Here is a 21,899-nt window from a genome sequence, read left to right as displayed (position 1 = left end):
CACCATGACGTGTTCGACACTGATGATCAAGAACGGCGTTGCGCGGCTCACGCTCAACCGCCCGGAGGTTCATAACGCTTTTGACGACAACTTGATTGCTGAACTAAACGAGCATTTAACAAAGCTACATCCGCTTGCTGACACGGGCGATGTACGGGTCGTCGTATTGGGCTCTGAGGGCAAAAGCTTTTCAGCTGGCGCGGATTTGAACTGGATGAAGCGCATGGTCGATTATGACCTGGAAGATAACCTTGCCGACTCGCGCAAGCTTGCTGAATTGATGCATCGCCTAGATACGCTGCCCTGCCCCACGCTCTGCCGAGTGCAGGGCGCGGCGTTTGGCGGCGCCGTGGGGCTTGCCACCTGCTGCGATATTGTCATTGCCTCCCAGCAGGCTAAGTTCTGCCTCTCGGAAGTTAAAATCGGGCTTTCGCCTGCCGTCATCAGCCCTTATGTACAGCGCGCACTGGGCGCACGCCAGATGCGCCGTTATGCACTAAGCGCTGAAGTCATGGATGCCCCAACGGCGCTTGAGCTGGGTCTGGCTCATCAGGTCGTGGAGCACGACGCACTCGACAGCGCCGTGAAGGCAATGCTCGACACTCTGCTGGCAGGCTCTCCCCAGGCGCAGCGGGCAACCAAAGCACTATTGGCGACCGTTAGCCAGTCTCCGGATAGTGACACCACGCGGGAACAAACCTGTCAGGTGATCGCCAAGCTGCGGGTGAGTCAGGAGGGCCAGGAAGGGTTGGCAAGCTTTTTTGAAAAACGCCGTCCTGCCTGGGACCAGCGTTCCGATACCCAACAACAATAGTGCTGCGGAGCCCCGTTTATGATTTCTGAAGTGAACAAGTTCGACACTCTACTGGTGGCTAACCGCGGCGAGATTGCCTGCCGAGTAATGCGCACCGCCCGCCGGATGGGGCTTAAAACCGTCGCGGTCTACTCCGACGCCGATGCCAATGCCCGCCACGTACGCGAAGCCGATGAAGCCATTCGCCTAGGGCCTGCCGCCGCGCGAGAAAGCTATTTGAATATCGACGCGGTCATTGAGGCCGCTAAACGTACCGGCAGTGGCGCTATCCACCCAGGCTACGGCTTTCTCTCCGAGAATGGCAGCTTCGTTAGCGCTCTGGAACAAGCGGGCATTATCTTTGTCGGCCCGCCCGCCTCGGCCATTGCCGCCATGGGCGATAAATCCGCGGCCAAGGCACGCATGGCCAATGCGGATGTGCCGCTAGTACCGGGCTACCACGGCGATAACCAGGATGATGCTCTGCTTTTTGAGGAGGCCGACAAGATTGGCTACCCGGTAATGCTGAAAGCCAGCGCTGGGGGCGGCGGTAAAGGGATGCGCGTCGTCGAGAAAAGCGAGGCCTTTCAAGCCGCACTCGAAGGCTGCCGTCGTGAATCCAGGGCGGCGTTCAGCGATGACCGAATGCTGATTGAAAAATATCTAGTGCAACCCCGCCATGTGGAGGTACAGGTATTTTGCGACTCCCACGGCAACGGTGTTTACCTGTTCGAGCGCGACTGCAGCGTTCAGCGCCGCCATCAAAAGGTTCTCGAAGAAGCCCCCGCTCCTGGCATGACACCTGAACTCCGCCAAGCCATGGGTAATGCGGCCGTGCGTGCCGCCCAGGAGATCGGCTATGTAGGCGCGGGTACTGTCGAGTTTCTTCTCGACGCTGACGGTTCGTTCTACTTTATGGAGATGAACACCCGCCTACAGGTCGAGCATCCGGTTACCGAAATGATCACAGGACAGGACTTGGTCGAATGGCAGCTACGGGTGGCCATGAATGAGCCACTACCCTGCACCCAGGACGAGCTGACGATTACCGGGCACAGCTTTGAGGCTCGGATTTATGCCGAAGATCCCGATCAGGATTTCTTGCCCGCCACCGGAAAGCTCACCCGCTTTACGCTGGATCTAGCAGGGGCAGGCTTACAGGCTGATCAGGTACGCCTGGATAGCGGCGTTGAGAGTGGTGATACGGTTTCCATGCACTACGACCCGATGCTCGCCAAGCTGATCGTACACGGCGTGGATCGCAACGCAGCGCTTGCCACCCTTAACCGCGCGTTGGCAGCGCTGGATGTTCAGGGCGTGGTTACCAACCGGGCCTTTTTGCAGCGCCTTGCCACCCACCCGGCCTTCAAGAACCTGGAGCTGGATACGCGGTTTATCGAGCGCCATGAGGCAACACTATTTGCTCCGCGAGATTACTCGCCAGAGGATTACGCCAGCGCCGCGCTGGTAGGCCTGCACCAGCTTACTCAAGAACGTGAAAGCGCCTCCCCCTGGGATCGCCACGACGGCTTTCGCCTCAATGCCCCCCATACGGTGCGTATTGCGTTGAATGACCCCAAGCTTTCTCAGTCGACCTCCGAGACTGAGTCCTCGTTGGTAATCGTAGAAGGTCGGCGTAACGCCGGTGAGCAGAATTGGCATTTAACCGTTAATGAGCAAACCTTTCGTGCCAGCCTGATTCCCTTAACCGGTGATGCGGTGGCCATCACACTTGACGGTCAACGCCGCCGTTTGCAGGCTCAGCAGGATGGCAATGCACTAATACTGGCTGACCCGAATGGTGAAATACGCCTGCTCTGGCAGCGCATGGATGCCGTTGACCACGGCCAGCATGAGGTTCAGGCAAGCTTTACCGCGCCGATGCACGGCACCGTGGTAGCACTACTGGTTGAAGCCGGGGCAAGCGTTGAAAAAGGTATGCCGCTAATGGTGATGGAGGCCATGAAAATGGAGCACACCATGTCCGCCCCAGCCAATGGCCAGGTGGAAAACTTTCACTTCAAGGCAGGCGACACTGTCAGCCAGGGTGATGTGCTGCTCGACTTTGCCCCCAGCGAATAAGGAGCTTAACCATGCCACTGCGCCAATCCAGCCTACCCCAGCGCATACGCCTGTTTGAAATGGCCCCCAGAGACGGCTTGCAGAACGAACCGGGGGCTATGGTGCCTACCGAAACCAAGATCGAGCTGATCCATCGGCTCGCAAAAGCCGGCATTCGCCATATCGAGGCGGCAAGCTTCGTCTCGCCCAAATGGGTACCGCAAATGGGGGACGCCGTTGAGGTCATGCGCGGCATCAGGCGCGAGCCCGGCGTGGTGTATTCAGCACTGACGCCTAATCTTCAAGGGCTTGAAAACGCCCTGGCCGCAGGCATTGATGAAGTCGCGGTGTTTGGCGCCGCCTCGGAATCCTTCTCGCAAAAGAACATCAATTGTTCAATTGCTGAATCTCTCAAGCGCTTTGAGCCGGTACTCAGCCGCGCCCAGGAAGCGGACGTGCGCGTACGCGGCTACGTTTCCTGCGTGCTGGGCTGCCCGTATGAAGGCGATATTGCCCCCCAAAGCGTAGCCCAGGTAGCCCGTGCCCTGCATGACATGGGCTGCTATGAAATATCGCTGGGTGACACGATTGGCGTGGGCACGCCGCTGGCCGCCAAGCGGATGATTGAAGCGGTTGGCCACGAGGTACCCGTTGATCAATTGGCCGCACACTTTCACGATACCTACGGCATGGCTATCGCCAATCTTTACGCGGTGATGGAAGAAGGCGTTAGCGTGATTGATGCGGCGACCGCAGGCTTGGGTGGCTGCCCCTATGCCAAGGGCGCCTCGGGTAATGTCGCCACCGAAGACGTGCTCTATCTTCTTGAAGGGCTGGGTATTGAAACGGGCATCAACCTTGAGGCTGTGCTGGAAACCGGCTATTGGATTACTAGTCAGCTAGGCCGCAAACCCGGCTCGAAAGTTGCCCTGGCCAGAGGCGGCTGCCCGAAATGAATCCCTAAATGCAGTCCATTCGATCAGACAATAAAAACATTCGGAGAGACATCATGGCACTACAGGCACCCACCCTATCTACCCAAGCACTATCTACTCAACCCTTGCCCAGCTATACCAGCAGCACGGCGGACAAACCGCTTCTTGGTATGACCATTGGCGATAAATTTGACCAGATTGCCGCCCAGTATCCTGATAACGATGCGCTGATTGTGCTGCATCAAAATATCCATTGGAGCTACCGCGAGCTTCATGAAGAGGTAAACCGCTGCGCGCGTGCCCTGCTGGCCATTGGCGTACAGCGTGGCGATCGGGTCGGCATGTGGGCGCCTAACTGCGCAGAGTGGACATTGACCCAGTTCGCAACGGCAAAAATCGGCGCTATTCTGGTCAATATCAATCCGGCCTACCGCACCCACGAGCTTGAGTACGCGCTCAACCAGTCCGGGGCGCGCTTTTTAGTATGCGCGGATAAATTCAAGAGTTCAGACTACCGCAGCATGCTTTATGAGCTGGCACCTGAGCTTCAAACCAGCACCGAAGGTCAGCTCAAATCACAGAAACTTCCCAAGCTTGAGTGCGTGATTAACCTGAGCGCTGAAAAACACAGCGGCATGTGGCGCTGGAGCGATCTGATGCAGGAGGCAAGCCGGGTTAGCCAAACCGATGTCAACGACCTGCAGGCCACACTTCAGTTTGATGACCCAATCAATATTCAGTACACCTCCGGCACCACCGGCTTCCCCAAGGGGGCAACGCTTTCTCATCATAACATTCTCAATAACGGCTTTTTTGTCGCCGAGAGCATGGGGTTTACCAGCCAGGATCGCTTGGTCATCCCAGTGCCGCTTTACCACTGCTTTGGCATGGTGATGGGCAACCTGGGTTGTATGACCCACGGGGCAGCGATAATTTACCCCGACGAAGGCTTCGACCCAGGTAAAGTGCTCAAGGCGGTACATGAACAGAAAGCCACCGCGCTCTACGGCGTGCCTACCATGTTTATCGCCGAGCTGGATCACCCTGACTTTGCCGCAACCGATCTCTCCACGCTGCGCACCGGCATCATGGCAGGCTCCATTTGCCCGGCAGAAATCATGAAGCAGGTCATTAGCAAGATGAACATGAAAGGGGTGCAGATCGCCTACGGCATGACCGAAACCAGCCCGGTTTCCACGCAAACCGGCGCAGATGACAGCATTGAAAAACGTGTTTCTACTGTAGGCCGCACTCAGCCGCACCTGGAAACCAAGATTGTTGACCCCGGCAATGGCGGTATTCTACCCCGTGGCGAGATTGGAGAGCTGTGCACCCGGGGTTACAGCGTAATGCTTAAATACTGGAATAATGAGCAGGCGACATTAGATGCCATTGATAACGCAGGCTGGATGCATACCGGCGACCTGGCCACTATGGATGACGAAGGCTACGTGCAGATTGTCGGACGTATCAAGGATATGGTGATTCGCGGAGGCGAGAACGTCTATCCCAAGGAAATCGAGGAGTTCCTGTATACCCACCCGGCAATTTCCGATGTTCAGGTAACCGGCGTACCTGACAAGAAATATGGCGAAGAGCTGGTGGCCTGGGTCAAGCTGAACAGCACGGCGGACGAGATCACCGGCGAAGATCTGCGCGAGTTCTGTAAAGGCAAGATCACCCACTTCAAGATTCCGCGCTATTTTAAATTCGTCGATGAATTTCCCATGACCGTGACCGGCAAGATTCAGAAATTCAAGATGCGTGAAATCTCGATTCAGGAATTGGGCCTGGGCCAAGAGTCCTCTTCATGAAGGCAGCACACCTGGCAGCACATTACCAACTGGGGCTTCGCGATGCTGAGGTGCTAGCGCAAATTCACGCCCACTACCCCGCGGGGCCCACGCTGCACCAACTTGCCCCGCTGGACCAACTGCATATTGGCGGGGTAAGCGCATCCAAACGGTTACTTGGCTTGCTGGACCCGGCGACTCACCCGTGCGTGCTGGATATTGGCGCAGGCCTTGGGGGGCTAATGCGCCAGGGCGCAGCGCTCGGCTTTCAGATGACCGGCCTGGATATCACCCATCGTTTTAGCGCGCTTAACAAGGCGCTAAGCGCACTGGCCGCACCCACGGGCTCGCCGCTTTATTGGTTAACCGGCGATGCCTGCGCTATGCCGTTTGCCGATAACAGTTTCGATGCACTGCTTTTTCAGCACAGCCTTTTGAATATGCCTAACGCGCACAGAGTACTGAACGAAAGTCGCCGGGTATTGCGTCCCGGCGGGAAACTTGCAATGCATGAAGTAGTGAGTGGGCCTAACCCAGGCACGCTGCGCTACCCGGTCCCCTGGGCGGCAACGCCTGAGCATTCCCACCTGAACGGCCATTCAGTCTTGAAAGTGCTATTGGAAGAGAGCGGATTTACTCTGGAGCATGACGTGAATTGGAGCGACATCGCCCTTGAATGGCGCGAGCGCCAGCGGGGCAAGGAGCAAACCACCCAGGCGCCCATACTCTCCCCACAGTGGGTATTTGGCGACCGTTTTCAGGAAATGGGGAGAAACCTGCTACTTAATCTCAAATCAGGTGCAATTAACTTGGTAGAAATACGCGCCTGTTGCTAAGCTTGTGGGGATAATAATTAAGGCCAAGGATGAGGAATACCCATGAAACGCTTGGCTGGCGTTATACTGTACGGCGCTATTGGCTCTCCTTTACTTCTCGCCAATGCTATCGCCAACGACACGCTACCCGTAGTGGCTTACGCTGCGCCCGATAGCGAACTCATGCAGCTGGAAAACGGCGTGGTGCTGGAAGGCAGCGACTTGAGCAGCCTGGATAGCTACACCTCGGGTTTTCGATTAACAGCAGGCTACAGCCCCTGGCAGCTTCCTCGCCTGGATATCGGTGCTGAGATTGCCTATCGCGAAAGCGAAGAAGTCCCGATTGCCTCCAGCATGTCCCCCCTGATCATGGATACTCTGAGCTTGGGTGGCGCCATCGTCGCCGGGATTCGTCTAGGCGCCTTTAGCATATACGCCAAATCGGGCCTGACGGAATGGCGTAGCGATACCGATCAACCGCAGGGTGCAAATGAAGGCGGCACTGCCTGGCTGCAAGGTTTTGGTGCCACTGTCACCATCAACCGCCTGATCACCCGCCTGGAGTACGAACGCGTTGATGCGCCAACATTGAGTCACCTCAACCATTTAAGCGCATCGCTGCATCTGCCGTTTTAGTTTGATTTCTACACCCTTTACCGTTGGCCTTCTTCAGGCGGCGTCCAGGTCGGCACATCCTCGCGACTGGGTTCTTGCCAGTCTTGATGCATGGCGGTGTTCAGCGACTCTTCAAGCTTCATGAACAGCTCGCCATAGCGTGGGCTAAAGCTGATACCGCCTTCGATCTCTTTCCAAGCCTCAAACAGCTCATCCTCATGGGCTTCTTCATTTTGCACAAACGACCAGGTCATCTGTTTTGCCCGCATGGGATGCACACCCATGGCAGTTAGCGCGTGACCGCCAAGCTCCAGCGCGGAGTGATAGGTTTCGCTGACCACGTCATCGGCCCCGGCTTCGCGTAGCTGATAACCATGGCCACGGTCAAAGGCGCGGGCTAGTATCCACACATTGGGATAGTAGTGTTTTACATGTCGGATCATCTGTACCGCGCGCTCACGATCATCAATGGCAACTACCAGCAGCCGGGCATTCTCAATACCTGCCCGCTCTAGAAGATCCGAGCGGCTGGCATCGCCAAAGTAGCTTTTGATATTGATGCGCCGGGAGTTCTCGATCTGCTCAAGCTCAAGGTCCAGCACGACCATCGGGATGTTATTAGCCCGTAGCAGGCGGCAGACAATTTGCCCAAACCGCCCGACCCCGGCCACGATAACCGGTGCCTGTTCTTCAATATCATCGGCATCACGGTCATTCTCTTTATCGCTACGATAACGTGGCAGCACCAGGCGGTCATAAGCGATAAATAAAAGCGGCGTTAAAAACATCGAAAGCGCCACTACCAGTGAGAGAATCTGCGCGGTTTCAGGCGGAATAACGCTGTTTTGTACACTGTAGGTCAGCAGCACAAACCCAAACTCGCCCGCCTGCGCCAGGCTCAGCGCAAACAGCCAGAAATTGCTTCCCTTGATTCTAAACAGCAAAGCCAGCGCTAATAAAACGACGGCCTTGACCACGATAACGGCGACCCCAAGGGCCAGTACGGTACCCCACTCGGCAGCCAATACCTCAAAGTCTATCCCCGCACCCACGGTAATAAAGAAAAGCCCCAATAACAGCCCCTTGAATGGCTCGATATTGGCCTCCAGCTCATGCTTGAACTCGCTATTGGCAAGTACCACACCAGCTAAAAACGCCCCTAATGCAGGTGAAAGATTCACCAGGCTCATCAATGCGGCAATGCCGATCACCACCATAAGCGCGGTAGCGGTAAATATTTCCCGCAGCCCAGCCCCAACCACATAGCGAAAAAGCGGCGGCCCGAGGTAATAGCCACCGGCAATAACGGCCGCAACGGCACCGATCACAACCGAGGCATGGGCCCAGCCGGGCAGGTGTGACACCAGATTGAAGCTACTATGGTCATCTCCGCCGCCAGCCCCCATTAATTCAGGCAGCGCCAGCAGCGGAATCAGTGCCAGCATGGGAATAACGGCAATATCCTGAAATAGCAGGACGGAAAAGGCGCTGCGTCCACCTTCAGTCTTGGCGAGGCCCTTCTCATTGAGGGTTTGCAGCACAATCGCGGTAGAGGAAAGCGCAAAGATCAGCCCTACCGCTAACGCCGTCTGCCAGACCAGACCCAGCCAGAAGGCGATAAGGGAACCGGCGACGGCGGTAATGACCACCTGCAGGCCACCAAGCCCGACCAACCGCACCCGCATGGCCCATAGACTTTTGGGATCAAGCTCCATACCCACCAAAAAGAGCATCATCACCACACCGAATTCAGCAAAGTGCTGAATGGTATTGGTCTCTTGCCCTACCAAGCCAAATACCGGGCCGATGGCAACGCCTGCCACTAGATAGCCCAACACCGACCCCAGCCCAAAGCGCTTGGCCAGTGGCACTGCAATGACTGCCGCCAAAAGGTAGATAAACGCTTGAATAAAATAGGCCGTCATGCAGCGCTCCTTGAATCAACGTAGCGGTATAGTAATCGATTAAACCGTTTGAATAACCCTTTGCTTGACTTCCCTGTCAATCTGGATATTGTACTAGTATGCTAGTACAAATCATTTTCTATCGGTACGCCTATGCCCCAGCATGACTCCTCTTTACACGACCCGGCTTCCCAGAATGACTACCGGGACGCGCTGATAGACTACCTGTTGAAGGTAGATAGCCCAGAGGCCATGAATGAGGCGCTTGAGCGCCTTCTGACCCCTGCGGAGTACCAGGAAATCAGCAAACGGCTGCAAATTTTCAACCTGCTAAGTGACGGCGTACCTCACCGCCAGATTGCCCAGATGCTGGGTGTTGGCATTGCCACCGTCTCCCGGGGCTCGCGCGCGCTAGGTACTTCACACTCAACACTGGACCGCTGAATCATGATGAACCAAGCAACAACCCAATCAGCTACCGGACCGCGCCCTTTTACCCTGCCGCGTAAGCCCCACTATGCCACACTGGCTGCAGACTGCGATTTTTTTGCGCTGTTCAAGAAAATAGAGAGGCAGTTCGACACCTGCTACATGCTGGAGTCGCTTGGCGAGGATAGCCATATTGCCCGTCACTCCATTATTGGCTTTGACCCTGAATACACGATTTATGCCAACGGCCAGACGTTGAGTATTGAAGACCGCTCAGGCAACGTCGAACACTATCCAAGCGATAACCCCTACGCGCTGCTTCGCAGCCTGATACCTCAAAATATCATTTCACGAAAATATGCGGGTGGGTTAAGCGGCTACCTTGGCTACGACGCAATGCAGTACTTCGAACCTACGCTTTCGTTAAAAGCCAGCGATGACTTCGATACGTTCCGCTTTGGGCTCTATAAAGACGGCCTTATTCTCGACAAGATGACCGGTGAGGTAACCTACTTTTATTACGACCATAGCCGCTTTGACTTCCTTCAGGCGCTTATCGATGCCGAAGATATCGAGAGCAACGATCTGAAAATTACCGCGCTTGGCGATACCATGAGTCAGACAGAGCACGCCGCGGCGGTCGCGAAGGTCAAGCAGGATATTATTGACGGCAAGGTGTTTCAGTGTGAGGTTGGCTTTAAAAAGCGCTTTCGTGTTGAGGGCGATACGGTTGCTCTGTATGACCAGCTGCGAACAATTAACCCTTCACCCCAGATGTACTACATGAAGTTTGGTGAACAGAAGCTGATCGGCGCAAGCCCTGAGCTTCTTTTTCGGCTACGCCAGGGTGAAATGGAGACCTTTCCTCTGGCTGGCACCACCACGCGTGGCCGTGATGCTCAAGAAGACACCCAATTGGCCAGGGCATTGTTGAACGATCCTAAAGAGATTGCCGAGCACAACATGATCGTTGACCTGCATCGCAATGATATTGGCCGGGTTGCCCAGTTTGGCACGGTAAAGGTGCGCAGCCTAATGGATATCAAGCGCTTTAGCCACGTTCAGCATATCTCCAGCGAAATTGTGGGCATTATCGCCGAAGGCGAAGATATGTTTAGTGCCCTTGCCAGCAATTTCCCGGCTGGAACGTTAACCGGCGCGCCCAAGATTGAAGCCATGAAAATTATTGATGATCTGGAAACCGATGGGCGTGGCCCTTATGGCGGAGCGGTGGGCCAGTTCTCGTTTAACGGTGACTGCACCTTTGCCATCCCTATCCGTACCGTGTTTGTGAACGGCGAGCGGGCTTATGTACAAACCTGCGGCGGCAACGTGTTTGATAGTAACGCGGCGGATGAGTACGAAGAGATTCGGCGTAAATTTGCCGGTACGCGCAAAGCCTTAGCCCCCTTTATGGAATCGGAGAGCCCGGCATGAAAGTGTTGATCATTGATAACTACGATTCGTTTACCTATAACCTTTATCAGTTTATTGGCGAGATTCTCACCACGGAAAAAAATCGCGGCTCGCTGGGTAGCTTTGAGATTGTGGTAAAGCGCAATGACCAGATTGAATTTGCCGATATTGTCGACATGGCGCCGGACCGCATCATTATCTCCCCTGGCCCCGGCTCGCCGGACGACCCGCGCTACTTTGGCATATGTGCCGAGGTCATTAAAGAGCTCGGCAAGACCACGCCATTGCTGGGCGTCTGTCTGGGCATGCAAGGAATTGTGCATGTGTTTGGTGGTCAGGTCGTCAAGGCGCCGTTACCCATGCACGGTAAGATCAGCCCGGTGGCCCACAATCAGCAGTCCGTATTCAAGGGCGTGCCCGACCAGCTTGAGGTTATGCGCTACCACTCGCTCATTGCTCACGCCGACTCATTGCCCGACTGTCTGCAGGTTACCGCCGCTGTGGGCAATTTGAACGCAGATGCGTTCGAGCAGCGCAGCTTTTGGAGTACTGCAGGCGAGTTTGAATTGATGGGGATCAAGCACCGCGACTATCCGATTCATGGCATTCAGTTTCATCCTGAATCGTTTGCGACGGAAGGGGGCAAAGAGCTTATCGCCAACTTCCTGCTAGCAGCCTAAAGAAGAATGGCAGTCTGGTTACCCTCACTATAAAAAATGCTGGGTATCACCGCCAAGTGATATCCAGCATTCCAAGGCAACCCATTCACTAGCTCTTTTTACCTTCTTCGCCTAATGTGAACGAGGGCGGATCGCTGGCGGGAAACGTATCATCAATGGTGTCATCCACCTCACTTTCCGTCCACCCATCGCTCATTCTATCGGCTGAGTAAACCGTATAATTGTCTGCAACGCTCCACTGCCCATCGGTATTTTTCAGATCGTGTCGTTCGATCCAGATACGGCTACCGTCTGACTTGAGTATCTCGACTTTTGTTTCTGCGCTTGCATCTGAAACGGTGCCTAATGCGCTTCCATCCTGCGTATAAACGGTGACATCTTGAAGCTCGCTTTGTGCCATCACAAGATCCTCTATTGATATCCAAGTATCAATACCTTAGTTGGCATCTTCCGGATAGAGCAAGGCCGTTGAGATAAATTTACCTTATCGCAACGTTCTAATTAAATATACGTTTCACTTAGCGCTTCGTCTTGGGCCTGGAAGCATTGCCACGGGCAGACGGTTTGCCTGACCCAGGCCGCCCTTTACCCGCTGGCTTGCTGCCGCGTTTGCTCTGATTGGCGGGCTTCCCGTTCGGTGCGGTTTTCGTCTTGGGAGGAGTCTTACCTGAAATGGCCAGTTTGCCTTTGCCACCTGCACGCGGTTTACCAGAAGCTGCCTTACCCGAGCCACTGGATTTCGCATTCCCACCTGAGGTGCCCTTACGCGCGTTCTGGCCGCTTTGAACACGCGGCTTGGCTTTCTGCCTGGAGGGCTTTTGCGCTACAGGAGCTGCCTCCGAGCTTTCGGTCAGCGCGACAATCGTATCAATCTCTTTGGGGGTTAAGTCCCGCCAGTCACCCAACGCTAGTCCCTTAAGGCTTACATTCATGATTCGGGTACGAATCAATTGGGTAACCTCGTAACCAAAGTACTCGCACATGCGGCGAATCTGTCGATTCAGGCCCTGCACCAGAGTGATCGTAAATACAAAGGTGGATACCTTTTCTACTTTGCACTTTTTGGTGACTTGACCCAGAATCGGCACACCCTTCTGCATCCCCTCGACAAACTCATCGGTGACCGGCTTGTTCACCGTCACCTGATACTCTTTTTCATGATTGTTATTGGCGCGCAGAATCTTGTTAACCAGGTCACCGTTATTGGTTAAAAAGATCAGCCCCTGGGAGTCTTTGTCCAACCGGCCAATGGGAAAAATGCGCGCGCCGTGCTCGACGAACTCGACAATATTATCTTTTTCGCTGGATTCCGTGGTACTCACAATGCCCACAGGCTTATTGAGCGCAATCAGGATGAGATCTTCTTCTTCCTGAGGCTCAATTTCCTGTCCGTTTACCTTTACCCGATCACCAGCAACGACCTGGTCACCTGTGGTTGCCCGGCGGCCATTAATCCAGACATTGCCCTGCTCCACAAACCGGTCGGCCTCCCGGCGCGAGCACAGGCCACTTTCACTAATGTATTTATTGATTCGGGTCGATTTTCGTAATGACATAACTCGCCGTAAGGCTAAAAGTGGTTAAAGGTACCGTTAAAAAGAGGAGCCCGGCTGTTTTAAAAAGGCGATTTCTTCGTCGGTTGATGTTCGCCCCAGCAGCGCATTGCGATGTGGGTAGCGGCCAAAGCGATCGATAATCGCCTTATGGCGAATTTCAAACGTCAGGTTGTTTTCCAATCCTGGCTGGTCAAACAGCTCAAGCGCTATGGCATGTATCGCCTTTGATTCGCTGTGCATATAGGGCATATACAAAAAGTTGCGCTCTTCGGGGCTTAGCGCTGTATCTGCTTTTGCAGCAAGCGCTTCCTGGGCTAACCCAAGCGCCAGCGCATCCCAGGCAAAAGCGCGCGCTTCACCGCGGTACATGTTGCGCGAAAATTGATCGAGCACAATCACCTCAGCCAGGCGCCCCTTTGCCGTATCACGCCAATGATAGCACTCACACTGAGCAACCTGGGCATGAAGTGCTCCAAAACGTGACACAATAGTACGGTCCATCTCGGGGTCTTTCTTGAACCACTGAGCAGGGGTTAGTTCGTTAAACCAGAAGTTCAGTACTGCTTGGGCATCTGGGTGCATAAGCCAGCTCCTTGCGCGTGAATGGATACTGCCAGCAGTGGCTGGCAGTATCATAACTTCAATGGCTAGGCATTTAGCCTGTATTGCGTAGTCCGGCGGCAATGCCCGCCATTGTTACCATTAACGCTCGGGAAAGATCGGCGCTAATCGCCCCGTCAGCATCGCGGTTACGCTGTAAAAGCTCGGCCTGTAGGCCGTGCAGCGGATCAATGTAGGGGTTGCGCACATCAATGGCTTGGCGAATCAGGGGCGTATTTTCCAGCAGCTCTTCCTGCTGGAGAATATCCAAAAGTACGCTTTCCAACCGCGCGAAGCGCTCGCGCAGTTCCTTGCCCAGCGCCTTTAACGAAGGCTCATCCACCAAGCGGTGCTCATAGTAAGCGGCAATCGCAGTATCGGCTTTGGCAAGCAGCATCTCCAGCATATCCAGATAGGTGCCGAAAAACGGCCAACAATTGCGCATTTCCTGCAGGACTTCCAGGCCGCCCGGTTCTTCCAGGCGGCGGGCAAACGCTTCACCGCTGCCTAGCCACGCGGGAAGCATCAGGCGAATCTGTGTCCAGGCAAAAATCCAGGGGATGGCACGTAGCGTTTCCACGCCGCCGTCCTGCCGCCGCTTGGCAGGTCGTGAGCCCAGCGGCAGACGTCCAAGCGCACCCTCTGGCGTTACCGCTCGAAAATAGGGCACGAAATCGGGGTTTTCGCGTACCACGCCCACATACCCTGCGTGGGCAATACTGGCAAGCTTGTCCATCTCTTCGCGCCAACGCGGCTCCGGTGCAGGAGGCGGCAATAGAGTTGCTTCCAGAACAGCGCAGGCGTAAATCTCCATGGAGCGCAGCGCAATATCCGGCTGGCCAAACTTGAAGCGTATCATCTCTCCCTGTTCGGTTACCCTGAGGCTTCCGTTCACCGAGCCTGGCGGCTGGGACAGGATAGCGGCATGAGCCGGACCGCCACCACGACCAACGGTACCACCACGACCGTGAAACAGGGTTAAATCAACCCCATGCTGCTCACATACGTTCACCAGCGCTTCTTGTGCCCGATACTGCGCCCAGGCAGCGGCCAGCTGACCGGCGTCCTTGGCGGAATCCGAGTAACCGATCATGACTTCCTGACGGTCATGAATCAGCGCGCGATACCCCGGCAACGACAGCAACTGTTCAATAACGTTGCCTGCGTGATCAAGATCATTAAGCGTTTCAAACAGCGGCGCAATGGGTAACGTGGCCTGGCCGCCCACCTCTTTCATAAGCAGCGCCACGGTCAATACATCCGAAGGTTCTGAGGCCATGGAAATAATATAGGTCCCTAATGCCTCTGCATGCTCCTGGGCAATCACCTTGAAGGTATCCAGCACCTCACGAGATTCAGCGGAGCACTCCCAGCGGCGGGGAATCAGCGGACGGTGTGAGGCCAGCTCTTCAAGCAAAAATGCCTGACGCTGGGCTTCGTCCCATTCCTCATAATGGCCAAGATCCAACGCGCTGGTCAGCTCTTCGATGACCTGAGCATGACGGCTGGCCTCTTGACGCAGGTCCAGTTTGGTCAGCGTAACGCCAAACACTGCCACACGGCGCAACGTGTCCAACAACGAGCCGTTAGCGATGGTATCCAACCCCATATCGCACAAGGAGCGGTAGCAGGCCAGCAGCGGCGCATAGAGCTGGTCGCGGGTTTCAATAATGGGCCCGCCATCGTAATTGCGGCCATCCAGTGCTGCCTTGGCCCAGTCGCGGGTCGCTTCCATCTTGAGCAACAGGCGTTTAAGCAGCTCACGGTACGGCTCGGCCACATCGCCCACTTCGGCTTTCAATGCGCTGTTAGCCTTCCACATGGAAAGCTCGGTTTTCAGCTGATCAAGATCACGCAGGTAAAGGTCAGCCGCCATCCAGCGCCCTAACAGCAGCACTTCCCGGGTCACTTTTGCCGTGACGTTGGGGTTGCCGTCCCGGTCGCCGCCCATCCAAGAGGCATAGCGAATAGGCGCGGCATCCAGCGGCAGGCGCTCGCCGGCGGTCTCCAACAATAGGTTATCCAAGTCGCGGTGGAAGTCGGGTACTGCCTGCCAGAGCGAGTTTTCAATCACCGCGAAGCCCCATTTGGCTTCATCCACCGGCGTTGGCCGTTCATGGCGAATTTCATCAGTGTGCCAGGCTTGGCTAATCAGCTCTTCTAACCGGCCCTGGGCACGCATGCCCCGCTCCGGGTAGTCACTGGAACCTTCAATAGCGGTCAGGCATTCATCAATGGCATCGTATTTTTGAATCAGCGTGCGGCGAATAACTTCCGTGGGGTGCGCCGTCAGCACCAGCTCGACACGCATGTTTGCCAGTGTTTCGACCAGCTTGCGCGGCGAATTACCCGCCTGCTGGGCACGCACCAGAAGCTCCCCCAAAGCTGGCTGGGAGCCAGGCTTGTAATCTTCTACTCGACGAAACCGCGCCCGATAGTGCTGCTCGGCGATATTGGCAAGGTTCAGGAACTGGTTGAAAGCGCGGGTAACGGGCAGCAGGTCCCGCTCAGGTAATTTGCGTAAATACTCGATCAGTTCACGCTGTTGAAGTGAATCCCCTTGACGCCCCCGCTTGGCGTGCGCACGAATTGTTTCAATTTTATCGACAAATGCCTGGCCCAAGTCGTCCGCAATCGTGCGGCCCAGGTTATCACCCAAAATACGTACATTATCGCGCAGCGATTCGTGCAGATCGTGACTCATCAGCATGGCCTCCTAGCGGGGTTGCATCTTTGTTAGGTTAATATCAGAACTATTATTCTTGGTCTTTAGCCGCCTGCCAGTGAGTTTCCATTTCATCCAGTGAGGCATCTTCCAGCGAGCGGCAGGCCGTATTTAACGCATGCTCTACATAACGAAAGCGACGCTCAAACTTGGCATTGGTGCCACGCAGGCACTGTTCCGGGTCAGCTCCCAGCGTACGGGCCAAATTGGTCACCGCAAACAGCAGATCGCCCACTTCTTCCTGGGCATGGCGCGTATCACCGGCTGCCAGGGCTTGCTCTACTTCGGCAAGCTCTTCACGAATTTTATCTACAACGCCCTGAGCATCGGGCCAGTCAAAACCGACCCGAGCGGCACGTTTGGAAAGCTTGGCGGCACGGCTAAGAGCGGGCAGCGTACGAGGCACGTCATCCAGCACGGAAGGCGCATCATCGGCACGCTTAGCGCGCTCTTCCGCCTTCAGTGATTCCCAGCGACGGTTAACCTGCTGGGTTTGTAGTTCTTCAGCGCTAACCCCCGGTGGCCTGCGCGAGTCAAGCGTGCCCTTGGGAAACACATGGGGATGGCGACGCAGCATTTTGGCCGTCAGCGTATGAACGATATCGTGAAAATCGAACCGCTGCTCTTCTGCGCCAAACTGGGCGTAATACACCACTTGAAAAAGCAGGTCGCCAAGCTCTCCGGGCAGCTCGTCGAAGGCACGTCGCTCAATGGCATCGGCTACCTCATAGGCCTCTTCCAGGGTATGCGGCACAATGCTTTCCCAGCCTTGCTGGATATCCCACGGGCAGCCCTGCCCGGGGTCGCGCAATACCTGCATCAGGGTCAGAAGGTCATCCAACTCATAGCGCATCAGGCGCCTCCATGGCGAGTATCTTTTTCTGGGTCTGCGTTTCGCAGGCGGCGCACCTCGGTCACGTTCGGCAGCTGCTGAATACGCGAGAAGAGCCGTCCCAGTGATTCAAGGCCGTCCACTTCCAGGGTAATCCGCAAACGGGCGATGCCCTCGTTTGTGTCGGTGAGGGTATTCACCGCGAGAACGTTTACCTTCTCATTGCCCAGAAGCCCCGTTACGTCACGCAGTAGCCCCGAACGGTCCCAGGCTTGAATCTCGATAGTCACCGGGTAGCGTGTATACGCCCGTTCGCCCCACTCCACTTCAATGATGCGTTGGGGTTCTTCCATGCGCAGCTGAAGAATATTGCTGCAATCCTGACGGTGTACGGTCACACCACGCCCTTGGGTAATAAAACCCACAATCGGCTCGCCTGGCACCGGCCGACAGCAGTTGGCCATGCTGGTTTTCAGATTGCCCACGCCCAGAACAGTAATATCGCTTTTAGGCGTTTTGCTGGGTAACCGTCGAGGTTTGGCAAGCAGCCGCTCCAACTGCTCCTGATCGTCGGTTTCCCCAAACAGCTGCTGCGCCTGGTGAAGCACCTGGCCGATACGTAAATCACCCGCTCCAATCGCGGCGTACATGTCATCGGCATTCTGGTAATTGACCGCCGCCGCCAGCTTGGGAAGATCCAACCCATCAACATCAAGACGGCGCATTTCACGTTCGAAAAGCGCGCGGCCCTCTTCCAGATTCTGATCCCGCGCCTGGTGCTTGAACCACGCCTGAATCTTGGCGCGTGCTCGAGAAGTACGCACATAACCAAGGCTTGGGTTCAACCAGTCGCGGCTTGGCCCACCTTTGGTGGCAGTCAGTATTTCCACCTGCTGGCCGGTCTTAAGCTTGTAGGTCAACGGAACGATACGCCCGTTGATCTTGGCGCCACGGCAACGATGGCCTATTTCAGTATGTACCCGGTACGCGAAATCGATGGGGGTGGCGACACGTGGCAGGTCGATCACGTGACCATCCGGAGTAAAGACATAGATACGGTCCGGGGCCACATCGCTTGAAAGGCCCTCGCGCAGGTCGCCAAAGCCACCCACTTCGTCCTGCCACTCAAGCACCTGACGCAGCCAGGCAATTTTCTCTTCGTAGCTGCGGCTTTTGGCGTTGGTGTCATGGCCTTTGTAACGCCAGTGCGCGCATACCCCAAGCTCGGCGTCATCGTGCATCGCAAAGGTGCGAATCTGAATTTCGAGCACCTTGTTTTCCGGCCCGACAACCGCTGTATGCAGCGACTGATAGCCGTTTTTCTTGGGGTTGGCGATGTAGTCGTCAAATTCGTCTGGCACGTGATGCCAGCGCGAGTGAACAATACCCAAAACGGTATAGCAGTCGGTGACTTCCGGCACCAGGATGCGCACCGCGCGGACGTCGTGAACTTCAGAGAAGTCGATTCCCTTTCGCTTCATCTTGCGCCAGATCGAGTAGATATGCTTGGCCCGCCCACTCACATCATGATGGGTAATATGCTGGGCTTCCATCAACGCTTTGAGCGTTTCCACAACATCATGGATATAGCGCTCGCGGTCGAGGCGTTTCTCGGCGAGTAGCTTGGCAATCGCCTTGTACTCATTTTCATGGAGGTAGCGAAACGACAGGTCCTCAAGTTCCCACTTGATTTGACCAATACCCAGGCGGTGAGCAAGCGGTGCATAAATATCGGCCACTTCCCGGGCGACCTGGAGGCATTTTTCAAGCGGTGCGTCTTTGACCTGACGCAGCGCACAGGTGCGTTCAGCAATCTTGATCAGCGCAACACGAACGTCGCCCACCATATTGACCAGCATCTTGCGCAGGTTTTCCTGCTGATTGTGCTGAGCCATGCCATGATTGGGGGCCAGGGGGTAGCTGATGGCGGCCATTTGCAGAACGCCATCAATCAAGTTGGCCACTTCGCTACCAAAACGTTTGCTCACAGCCTCAAGGCTTAACAGCCCTTCGCGTACGGCACGGTAGAGTACCGCCGCTTCCATGGTGGGCTGGTCAAGCTTCAGCTCGGCCAGAATGTCCGCCATTTCAAGCCCCATACGAAAGCTTGCTCCTGGCAATAGCCACACACGATGCGTTCGAGGGGCCTCTCGCTCCAGCCGTCTAGCCAGCTCGCAAGCTTCGATTAGACGCTCGGGCTCGCGTAAGCGCACATCTTCCTGCAGGCGCGTTAACCATTGTTGTATGTCTACCTCGCCGCCGTCCGTCAGCGGTTGGTCTTCACGCACTTTCACCATGACTATAACTCATCCGTTCAAGGTGTTAGCCCGTTACGACCAACACCGTGGCTTGATGCGATGGGCAGGCTAGCCCTCGTACTCGAACAGCATCAGCGTTTCCATATGTGCAGTGTGCAGGAACATATCAGCAACCGCCACTTGCTTGATACGATACCCTGCATTCACAAGATGCGCTGCGTCCCGGGCAAGCGTTGCAGGATCGCAGGATACATAAGCAAGCCGGGGCACCGGATAACGGCCAAGCGTCTGACAGACAATCTCGGCGCCGTTTCTGGGCGGATCAAGCACCAGTGCATCAAACGGGGCCTTCACATTCAGCAGCGCCTTGACCGTATCATTATCGCTCAAATCGGCCTGTTGAGCGCTGACCTCCACTTGATTACGCGTAGCGTTAGTCTTGATGCGCGCGACCATTGATGAGCTACCTTCAACGGCATGCACCCTGGCCCCTTTGCTTGCCAGTGGCAGGCTGAAATTCCCCATCCCGGCAAACAGATCCAGAACATGCTGGCCAGGTTCGGGCGCCAGCCATTCAACAACCCTGGCCACCATTAGTTGGTTGACCTCAGCGTTTACCTGTAAGAAGTCGCCGGGGGCAAAGGTAAGAGCGAGCGGCGCCTGCCCTTCTATTCGCAGCGTTTCCTGCAAAACTGGCGCAGCGCTGTACCAGTGCAGCTCAGCGGTTTCACGCCCCACCCAGGCACCCAGGCAGATTGACAGCCGCTCGGCAAAAGCCTGCCAACGCTTGGCATCCCCGGCATGCTCTTTTAGCTGGCGCACCAGCAGCACACTTTCAGAATCGGTGGCCAATAGCTCAATATGACCGACAAGCTTCGGTGCCTCAAGGGTAGTTATAAACGCCCGTAAAAGTGGCAAAAGCCTTTGTAACGGCGGGACCAGTACATGGCACTGCTCAATATCGACCAGTCGATGGCTATGGGCGGCGCGAAAACCCAGCAGTACGCTGCCCTGCCCATCAACTTTGACGCCCAGCCGTGCCCGGCGCCGATAGTGCTCGGTGCTACCCGCCAGCAAACCGATGGTATCCAAATGAAGGCCCTGACGGACAAACAGCTCGCGCAGTACTTCCTGCTTGTGGGCACGCTGGGCGTCAATATTCATATGTTGTAGCTGACAGCCACCGCATTGGCCAAAATAACCGCAGGGTGGTTCAACACGCTGCGCTGAACGGTCTAGCAGCGTTTTTACGTGGGCTTCATCAAAGCGCTTGCGATTAACATGTACGGCAACCTCAACGCGCTCACCGGGAAGTGCCCGATCAATAAACACTGTCTTGCCTGCCGCGTCATGGGAAACACCTCGGCCATCGTGGGCCAATCGTTCAATCACCAGCGCATCGCTCTGTTCTACAGCGAATGTTGATTTTGCGGTCGGCTTGCGCGTCAGTCCCGATTTGCCTGATGCAGCGCGCGAAGGGCGCCGTTTACCCAGCATGGCCATTTATAGCTCCGGGCCAAACAGGCCCATTGAGAGGTAGCGATCACCCCGGTCACAGACAATAAACACGATCACAGCGTTTTCGACTTGCTCGGCAATACGCAGTGCGCCCGCCAGGCTGCCACCCGACGATACCCCGGCAAGAATGCCTTCTTCACGGGCCAGACGGCGCATGTTGTCTTCCGCCTCTTGCTGGCCAATATCCAGCGTGACATCCACACGCGGGGCCTCAAAAATAGCGGGCAGGTACTCTTGAGGCCAGCGACGGATCCCCGGAATGCTGGCGCCATCGGTAGGCTGCAGGCCGACGATCTGAATAGCGGCATTCTGTTCCTTGAGGTAGCGCGAAACGCCCATAATGGTGCCCGTGGTACCCATGGAGCTTACAAAATGCGTCACTTCACCATTGGTTTGCCGCCATATTTCAGGCCCGGTGGTGCGGTAGTGCGCCAAGGGGTTATCCGGGTTGGAAAACTGGTTCAGTGGCTTGCCTTCGCCCTTGGCAATCATGGCATCGGCAATATCGCGCGCTTCTTCCATGCCGCCGGCCTTACTGGCTGAAATCAGCGTGGCACCGTAAGCCACCATCGCCTGCTTACGCTCTTCAGAGGCATTTTCCGGCATCACCAATACCATTTTGTAGCCTTTGATGGCCGCAGCCATGGCAAGTGCAATGCCCGTATTTCCCGATGTTGCTTCGATCAGCGTATCGCCTGGCTTGATATCGCCACGCGCTTCGGCTTCGTTGAGCATGGAAAGCGCGGGACGATCCTTTACCGAACCGGCAGGGTTGTTGCCTTCGAGCTTAGCGAGCAGCGTGTTGTTACGCCCGGCCGTAATCCGCTTCAAGCGCACCAGCGGCGTATTACCAACCACATCCTCTAGCATGGGATAATTCATCATACGTTCCTTATCGTTACCGTTATGCTGCATTATATCGGTGCTGCCTTACGCTGGACAGGCAACCACTTTGAATCAACGAGCTTC

At 55.7% G+C, this 21,899-nt stretch carries 18 protein-coding genes; 9 read left to right on the top strand and 9 right to left on the bottom strand.

All coding sequences use genetic code 11. From position 1 onward, the window contains the following. Positions 1 to 4 precede the first annotated feature (4 nt). Genes ELY38_RS09225 through ELY38_RS09200 form a run of 6 tightly spaced genes read left to right on the top strand, consistent with a single transcriptional unit; the run spans position 5 to position 7,033 of the window. Positions 5 to 814, top strand: coding sequence for an enoyl-CoA hydratase/isomerase family protein (locus ELY38_RS09225; RefSeq protein ID WP_127061577.1), 810 nt, complete (start codon positions 5 to 7; stop codon positions 812 to 814). Positions 815 to 832: 18 nt separating this feature from the next. Next, entirely contained in the window at positions 833 to 2,875 is a 2,043-nt protein-coding gene (locus ELY38_RS09220) for an acetyl/propionyl/methylcrotonyl-CoA carboxylase subunit alpha (protein WP_127061575.1), read from the top strand. 11 nt (positions 2,876 to 2,886) lie between these two features. Then, on the top strand, positions 2,887 to 3,810 hold the full coding sequence (locus ELY38_RS09215; protein WP_127061573.1) for a hydroxymethylglutaryl-CoA lyase: 924 nt from the start codon (positions 2,887 to 2,889) through the stop codon (positions 3,808 to 3,810). 53 nt (positions 3,811 to 3,863) lie between these two features. Beyond that, a complete protein-coding gene (locus ELY38_RS09210) occupies positions 3,864 to 5,603 on the top strand; it encodes an AMP-binding protein (protein ID WP_127061571.1) in 1,740 nt (579 codons plus the stop codon). Continuing rightward, positions 5,600 to 6,418, top strand: a complete 819-nt coding sequence (locus ELY38_RS09205) for a class I SAM-dependent methyltransferase (protein ID WP_127061569.1) — start codon at positions 5,600 to 5,602, stop codon at positions 6,416 to 6,418. The genes ELY38_RS09210 and ELY38_RS09205 overlap by 4 nt, the downstream gene beginning before the upstream one ends. Before the next feature lie 42 nt (positions 6,419 to 6,460). Then, the gene (locus tag ELY38_RS09200; protein ID WP_185858953.1) at positions 6,461 to 7,033 is read left to right on the top strand and encodes a hypothetical protein; all 573 of its coding nucleotides are present in this window, start codon (positions 6,461 to 6,463) and stop codon (positions 7,031 to 7,033) included. Positions 7,034 to 7,050: 17 nt separating this feature from the next. Here ELY38_RS09200 and ELY38_RS09195 read toward each other — a convergent pair whose 3' ends face one another. Continuing rightward, on the bottom strand, positions 7,051 to 8,937 hold the full coding sequence (locus ELY38_RS09195) for a monovalent cation:proton antiporter-2 (CPA2) family protein (protein ID WP_127061565.1): 1,887 nt from the start codon (positions 8,935 to 8,937) through the stop codon (positions 7,051 to 7,053). 132 nt (positions 8,938 to 9,069) lie between these two features. Here ELY38_RS09195 and ELY38_RS09190 point away from each other — a divergent pair, with 132 nt between their 5' ends. From ELY38_RS09190 to ELY38_RS09180, 3 genes are read left to right on the top strand one after another with little or no spacing between them, the layout of a single operon-like run. Then, a complete protein-coding gene (locus ELY38_RS09190) occupies positions 9,070 to 9,360 on the top strand; it encodes a Trp family transcriptional regulator (RefSeq protein ID WP_127061563.1) in 291 nt (96 codons plus the stop codon). A 6-nt stretch (positions 9,361 to 9,366) separates the two neighbouring features. Next, entirely contained in the window at positions 9,367 to 10,782 is a 1,416-nt protein-coding gene (locus tag ELY38_RS09185; protein ID WP_127061948.1) for an anthranilate synthase component I family protein, read from the top strand. Next, positions 10,779 to 11,441 carry an anthranilate synthase component II gene (locus ELY38_RS09180; RefSeq protein ID WP_127061561.1) on the top strand — a complete coding sequence of 221 codons (663 nt, stop codon included), beginning with the start codon at positions 10,779 to 10,781 and terminating at the stop codon, positions 11,439 to 11,441. Before ELY38_RS09185 ends, ELY38_RS09180 begins: the two co-directional genes overlap by 4 nt. 88 nt (positions 11,442 to 11,529) lie before the next feature. Here ELY38_RS09180 and ELY38_RS09175 read toward each other — a convergent pair whose 3' ends face one another. From ELY38_RS09175 to cysM, 8 genes are all read right to left on the bottom strand, one after another. Further along, on the bottom strand, positions 11,530 to 11,841 hold the full coding sequence (locus ELY38_RS09175) for a hypothetical protein (protein WP_222845134.1): 312 nt from the start codon (positions 11,839 to 11,841) through the stop codon (positions 11,530 to 11,532). Between the two features lie 118 nt (positions 11,842 to 11,959). Continuing rightward, on the bottom strand, positions 11,960 to 12,997 hold the full coding sequence (rluF, locus tag ELY38_RS09170; RefSeq protein WP_127061557.1) for a 23S rRNA pseudouridine(2604) synthase RluF: 1,038 nt from the start codon (positions 12,995 to 12,997) through the stop codon (positions 11,960 to 11,962). Positions 12,998 to 13,033: 36 nt separating this feature from the next. Continuing rightward, entirely contained in the window at positions 13,034 to 13,579 is a 546-nt protein-coding gene (locus ELY38_RS09165) for a DUF924 family protein (RefSeq protein ID WP_127061555.1), read from the bottom strand. Positions 13,580 to 13,652: 73 nt separating this feature from the next. Continuing rightward, complete coding sequence (gene ppc / locus ELY38_RS09160; RefSeq protein ID WP_127061553.1) at positions 13,653 to 16,301, bottom strand: phosphoenolpyruvate carboxylase; 2,649 nt, start codon at positions 16,299 to 16,301, stop codon at positions 13,653 to 13,655. A gap of 52 nt (positions 16,302 to 16,353) precedes the next feature. Beyond that, the gene (mazG, locus tag ELY38_RS09155; protein WP_127061551.1) at positions 16,354 to 17,175 is read right to left on the bottom strand and encodes a nucleoside triphosphate pyrophosphohydrolase; all 822 of its coding nucleotides are present in this window, start codon (positions 17,173 to 17,175) and stop codon (positions 16,354 to 16,356) included. After that, a complete protein-coding gene (gene relA, locus ELY38_RS09150) occupies positions 17,175 to 19,451 on the bottom strand; it encodes a GTP diphosphokinase (protein ID WP_127061549.1) in 2,277 nt (758 codons plus the stop codon). The genes mazG and relA overlap by 1 nt, the downstream gene beginning before the upstream one ends. 69 nt (positions 19,452 to 19,520) lie before the next feature. Then, positions 19,521 to 20,915 (bottom strand): 23S rRNA (uracil(1939)-C(5))-methyltransferase RlmD, encoded by a 1,395-nt coding sequence (gene rlmD, locus ELY38_RS09145; protein ID WP_127061547.1) that lies wholly within the window; start codon positions 20,913 to 20,915, stop codon positions 19,521 to 19,523. Then, positions 20,916 to 21,812 carry a cysteine synthase CysM gene (gene cysM, locus ELY38_RS09140; protein WP_127061545.1) on the bottom strand — a complete coding sequence of 299 codons (897 nt, stop codon included), beginning with the start codon at positions 21,810 to 21,812 and terminating at the stop codon, positions 20,916 to 20,918. It lies immediately after the preceding gene. Positions 21,813 to 21,899 lie beyond the last annotated feature (87 nt).

This window comes from Vreelandella nanhaiensis (assembly GCF_003990185.1).
Taxonomy (GTDB): domain Bacteria; phylum Pseudomonadota; class Gammaproteobacteria; order Pseudomonadales; family Halomonadaceae; genus Vreelandella; species Vreelandella nanhaiensis.
This window is presented reverse-complemented; position numbering and strand designations above follow the sequence as displayed.

Excerpts from the sequence above, each read along its gene's own strand:
- ELY38_RS09165 (WP_127061555.1), bottom strand. The coding sequence starts at position 13,579 with ATGCACCCAGATGCCCAAGCAGTACTGAACTTCTGGTTTAACGAACTA.
- ELY38_RS09195 (WP_127061565.1), bottom strand. The coding sequence starts at position 8,937 with ATGACGGCCTATTTTATTCAAGCGTTTATCTACCTTTTGGCGGCAGTC.
- rluF (WP_127061557.1), bottom strand. The coding sequence starts at position 12,997 with ATGTCATTACGAAAATCGACCCGAATCAATAAATACATTAGTGAAAGT.
- ELY38_RS09210 (WP_127061571.1), top strand. The coding sequence starts at position 3,864 with ATGGCACTACAGGCACCCACCCTATCTACCCAAGCACTATCTACTCAA.
- ELY38_RS09190 (WP_127061563.1), top strand. The coding sequence starts at position 9,070 with ATGCCCCAGCATGACTCCTCTTTACACGACCCGGCTTCCCAGAATGAC.
- ELY38_RS09200 (WP_185858953.1), top strand. The coding sequence starts at position 6,461 with ATGAAACGCTTGGCTGGCGTTATACTGTACGGCGCTATTGGCTCTCCT.
- ELY38_RS09225 (WP_127061577.1), top strand. The coding sequence starts at position 5 with ATGACGTGTTCGACACTGATGATCAAGAACGGCGTTGCGCGGCTCACG.
- ELY38_RS09220 (WP_127061575.1), top strand. The coding sequence starts at position 833 with ATGATTTCTGAAGTGAACAAGTTCGACACTCTACTGGTGGCTAACCGC.
- ELY38_RS09180 (WP_127061561.1), top strand. The coding sequence starts at position 10,779 with ATGAAAGTGTTGATCATTGATAACTACGATTCGTTTACCTATAACCTT.
- ppc (WP_127061553.1), bottom strand. The coding sequence starts at position 16,301 with ATGAGTCACGATCTGCACGAATCGCTGCGCGATAATGTACGTATTTTG.
- relA (WP_127061549.1), bottom strand. The coding sequence starts at position 19,451 with ATGGTGAAAGTGCGTGAAGACCAACCGCTGACGGACGGCGGCGAGGTA.
- mazG (WP_127061551.1), bottom strand. The coding sequence starts at position 17,175 with ATGCGCTATGAGTTGGATGACCTTCTGACCCTGATGCAGGTATTGCGC.
- rlmD (WP_127061547.1), bottom strand. The coding sequence starts at position 20,915 with ATGGCCATGCTGGGTAAACGGCGCCCTTCGCGCGCTGCATCAGGCAAA.
- cysM (WP_127061545.1), bottom strand. The coding sequence starts at position 21,812 with ATGAATTATCCCATGCTAGAGGATGTGGTTGGTAATACGCCGCTGGTG.
- ELY38_RS09185 (WP_127061948.1), top strand. The coding sequence starts at position 9,367 with ATGAACCAAGCAACAACCCAATCAGCTACCGGACCGCGCCCTTTTACC.
- ELY38_RS09175 (WP_222845134.1), bottom strand. The coding sequence starts at position 11,841 with ATGGCACAAAGCGAGCTTCAAGATGTCACCGTTTATACGCAGGATGGA.
- ELY38_RS09215 (WP_127061573.1), top strand. The coding sequence starts at position 2,887 with ATGCCACTGCGCCAATCCAGCCTACCCCAGCGCATACGCCTGTTTGAA.
- ELY38_RS09205 (WP_127061569.1), top strand. The coding sequence starts at position 5,600 with ATGAAGGCAGCACACCTGGCAGCACATTACCAACTGGGGCTTCGCGAT.